This is a genomic window from Tissierella sp. (assembly GCF_052089545.1).
Taxonomy (GTDB): Bacteria; Bacillota; Clostridia; order Tissierellales; family Tissierellaceae; genus Tissierella_A.
In genome coordinates, this window is sequence record NZ_JBQDAA010000242.1 from 1 (window position 1) to 3,128 (window position 3,128).

At 31.9% G+C, this 3,128-nt stretch carries 5 protein-coding genes; 2 read left to right on the plus strand and 3 right to left on the minus strand.

Going from position 1 to position 3,128, the window contains the following annotated elements; translation table 11 throughout:
* Positions 1-218: 218 nt before the first annotated feature.
* The gene (locus ACTHW2_RS12280) at positions 219-536 is read left to right on the plus strand and encodes a MazG nucleotide pyrophosphohydrolase domain-containing protein (RefSeq protein WP_024636405.1); all 318 of its coding nucleotides are present in this window, start codon (positions 219-221) and stop codon (positions 534-536) included.
* Complete coding sequence (locus ACTHW2_RS12285) at positions 533-1,099, plus strand: TIGR00730 family Rossman fold protein (protein WP_024636404.1); 567 nt, start codon at positions 533-535, stop codon at positions 1,097-1,099. Before ACTHW2_RS12280 ends, ACTHW2_RS12285 begins: the two co-directional genes overlap by 4 nt.
* A gap of 229 nt (positions 1,100-1,328) precedes the next feature.
* Here ACTHW2_RS12285 and ACTHW2_RS12290 read toward each other — a convergent pair whose 3' ends face one another.
* Genes ACTHW2_RS12290 through ACTHW2_RS12300 form a run of 3 tightly spaced genes read right to left on the minus strand, consistent with a single transcriptional unit; the run spans position 1,329 to position 3,089 of the window.
* Positions 1,329-2,459, minus strand: a complete 1,131-nt coding sequence (locus ACTHW2_RS12290; protein ID WP_368281616.1) for a tyrosine-type recombinase/integrase — start codon at positions 2,457-2,459, stop codon at positions 1,329-1,331.
* A gap of 3 nt (positions 2,460-2,462) precedes the next feature.
* Positions 2,463-2,648 carry a DUF3173 domain-containing protein gene (locus ACTHW2_RS12295; RefSeq protein WP_058128867.1) on the minus strand — a complete coding sequence of 62 codons (186 nt, stop codon included), beginning with the start codon at positions 2,646-2,648 and terminating at the stop codon, positions 2,463-2,465.
* A 60-nt stretch (positions 2,649-2,708) separates the two neighbouring features.
* Positions 2,709-3,089: a replication initiation factor domain-containing protein gene (locus tag ACTHW2_RS12300; RefSeq protein ID WP_442264198.1), complete on the minus strand. Its 381-nt coding sequence runs from the start codon at positions 3,087-3,089 to the stop codon at positions 2,709-2,711.
* Positions 3,090-3,128 lie beyond the last annotated feature (39 nt).

Sequence of the window (3,128 nt, forward strand, 5' to 3'; positions counted from 1 at the left end):
TTCTATTATTCTACCTTATTTGATAGTAGATTTAAAACTTTGCAACAGAACCATTTTTTCTATTTTAAACTACGTAATTAAACTTATTTAATCTAAATTTCAAAATATGATTAAATGTTTCTCACTTCATTCACGAACATTGTAATCCAAAATTGCCTTAACTACTTCTTTTAATTTATAATATGATATAATTCTATAAGATATTTTGGGAGGTTCAAATGGATATAACAGCTTATCAAAAATGGGTTAGTGAATTTTACAAAAACAGAAATTGGTACCAGTATAACTCATTTATAAGAAGTAATTTTTTATGCGAAGAGGTTGGGGAATTAGCGCAAGCTATTCGAAAATATGAAATTGGTCGTGATAGACCAGATGAAATCGAGAAATCAAGCAACGAAAATTTAAACGATATCAAAGAAGAGCTTGGGGATGTATTGGATAATATATTTATTCTTGCAGATCAATACAACATTTCCTTAGAAGAAATTATTGAGACACATAAAAACAAATTAGAAAAGAGATTTGAAGAATGAAAATAACCATCTTTTGCGGTGCAAGTAACGGAAATAACCCAATCTACAGTCAGAGAACAGTAGAACTTGGTGAATGGATGATTAAGAATAATCATGATTTAGTTTATGGTGGCGGAAAAGTTGGCTTAATGGGAGTAATTGCTGATACCATTATTAATAATGGAGGCCAAGCAATTGGTGTTATGCCTACATTTTTAAAAGATAGAGAAATCGCCCACATTAATTTATCAGAGCTTATTGTTGTAGAAAATATGCCACAACGAAAAGGGAAAATGATGGCTCTCGGAGAAGCATTTATTGCATTACCTGGTGGACCAGGAACTTTAGAGGAAATTTCAGAGGTAATCTCTTGGTCTCGAATTGGTCAAAATGATAGTCCATGCGTTCTTTATAATATCGATGGTTATTTTAATCACCTAAGAAATATGTTTGATCATATGGTGTCTGAAGGCTTCTTAAGTCAAGATGATAGGAATAACATCTTATTCTCAGATGATATAATTGAAATTGAAAGCTTCATTAAAGATTATAAATCACCTACAATTAGAAAATATAGCAATTAAATATAAAAATAGCCATTTATACTTGGCTATTTTTCTTTATTCCAGTTAATAACTTAACTTATATTTTAAAACTCATCCGAAAATAAATATTCATACTCTGAAAAATCTTCATCACCAAAAAATTCTTTAAAATCTTCTTTATTGTTAGAGCTATTTTTTTTCCAATACTTTTTTGTTTTACTAAAGCTACAAATTCTTCATCTGTCACTATTAATCCCTTATTATCAAATTATTGCCAAAGCTGTTTTATCTCATTGTACTCTTCTTGAATTTTTTCTTCAAGCGTGTGACCGTATACTTCAATTAGCATAGATATATCTTTATGACCAAGAATTTTCGCAATAATTCCTAAGTCATATCCTCGATGCCACAGGAAGCTCCCATAGGTGTGTCTAGCACCTTTTGTCGTAATGATAGGGACTATGTTCAACTCTTGAACGATACCTCTCAGAACCTTATTTGTACCGTTTGTACTTGGTACACTATTAGGATAACCAAAATGTTGAAATACCATATTGTTTGTATTTTGTAATCCAAGCTCTTTATTTGATTGATTTTGTTCACTCTGAAAATTTTTCAATATTTCTAGACATTCATTATCAACTGGAACAATTCTGATTGACGTTTTATTTTTTGGTGGAACAAACTGACTCGTTTCAGAGTTGAATCTTCTATAGGTTTTAAAGACTCCCCTATCAAAATCAATATCTTCCCAAGTTAGAGCAATCAATTCACCATATCTCATACCTGTTTTTAATAAGAAATAGATAATATAAGGTACAACAGATTTCTTATAATCGAATTTACCTTTTATAGCACTTATTAAATCTAAATAATCCTTTTCATTATGAAGGTATTTACTATCCGCATCTTGACTTTTTGCTGTCGAAAATAATTCTACATGTTGAGTGAAATCTTCAATCATAACTTTATCAGCGATAGCCATCTGTAAACTTTGTTTCACACCAGTATTTAAACGACCTAGGAAATTACGACTAACCCTATTACCATAGTTATTCATAATCCGTTGATATTCACTAGGTCTGATTTGAGAGATTGGTTTATCTCCAAATAGCTTTTCTAACGTTACCTTACGGCTAAGATATTTCTTTTTCGTCACATCACTTCTATTACTAGGTATAATCTTTAAATCTAACCACTCTTGATAAAGTTCTGGTAAAGAAATATCTTTTGTAATAATGCTTCCAGTTCTTAACTTTTGGAGAATCGGCTCTGCTTCTGCCTCTGCTAGTTTCTTAGTTTTAAAACCACTATTATAGGCAACTGTTTTACCTTCCTCACGTATTTCATAAGCCCATAGATTTTGATTCCCTCTCCTTCTATATCTTGCATTTGCCATAAGCTATACCTCGAGTCCAATTACTTCTGAAACGGCACTCCTAGGAACAACCATGAGTCGTTTTCGATCATAGAAAGTGTAACCACGTTCCACCATTAAATTTCTAGCTTGATGGATAATATGGTTTACTGTTGAGGGACGATAGCCCATTTCAATTAAGTCTTTATTAGTCATTACATTATTTGTCATTGTATTTTTTTCCTTTCGTGTTATAATTTATCTAGAATATTTTTTCTATGTCGACTTCTTTCACAAGTCGGCTTTTTTTATGCCCCAATATTCAGAGCTTTGTTGTTCACGTACATATTGTTCAATCTCCTTTTCGTCATTATCAGTAAACTTTTCAACTCCCCTGCGAAGTAAGTCTTGTAAAAAGACTTCTGCCTGATCGATACCGTAGGCTTCGTATTTTGCCATATAAACCTTTGCGATTGTCTTTGACACTTGTTTATCAGTCCACGCTTCAGACTGCCTTAATGTTGGTTTTTCTCTCACAATACTCAGTCGTGTTTTCTCCTCTGTATTGATATAGTTTTGCCACCATCTTACAGATTCTCTTCTTCGTTTATTTTTATCTCTTGCTTTTGGAGAAACAAAACGATAATGTCCATTGATTGGATTTGAGTCAATATCTTGGACACATTTTAGTAGAGACGGTTAAGCCATTTT

Bases quoted from the DNA above. Each gene is read 5' to 3' on its own strand.
- ACTHW2_RS12285 (WP_024636404.1), top strand. From the start codon at position 533: ATGAAAATAACCATCTTTTGCGGTGCAAGTAACGGAAATAACCCAATC.
- ACTHW2_RS12295 (WP_058128867.1), bottom strand. From the start codon at position 2,648: ATGACAAATAATGTAATGACTAATAAAGACTTAATTGAAATGGGCTAT.
- ACTHW2_RS12290 (WP_368281616.1), bottom strand. From the start codon at position 2,459: ATGGCAAATGCAAGATATAGAAGGAGAGGGAATCAAAATCTATGGGCT.
- ACTHW2_RS12280 (WP_024636405.1), top strand. From the start codon at position 219: ATGGATATAACAGCTTATCAAAAATGGGTTAGTGAATTTTACAAAAAC.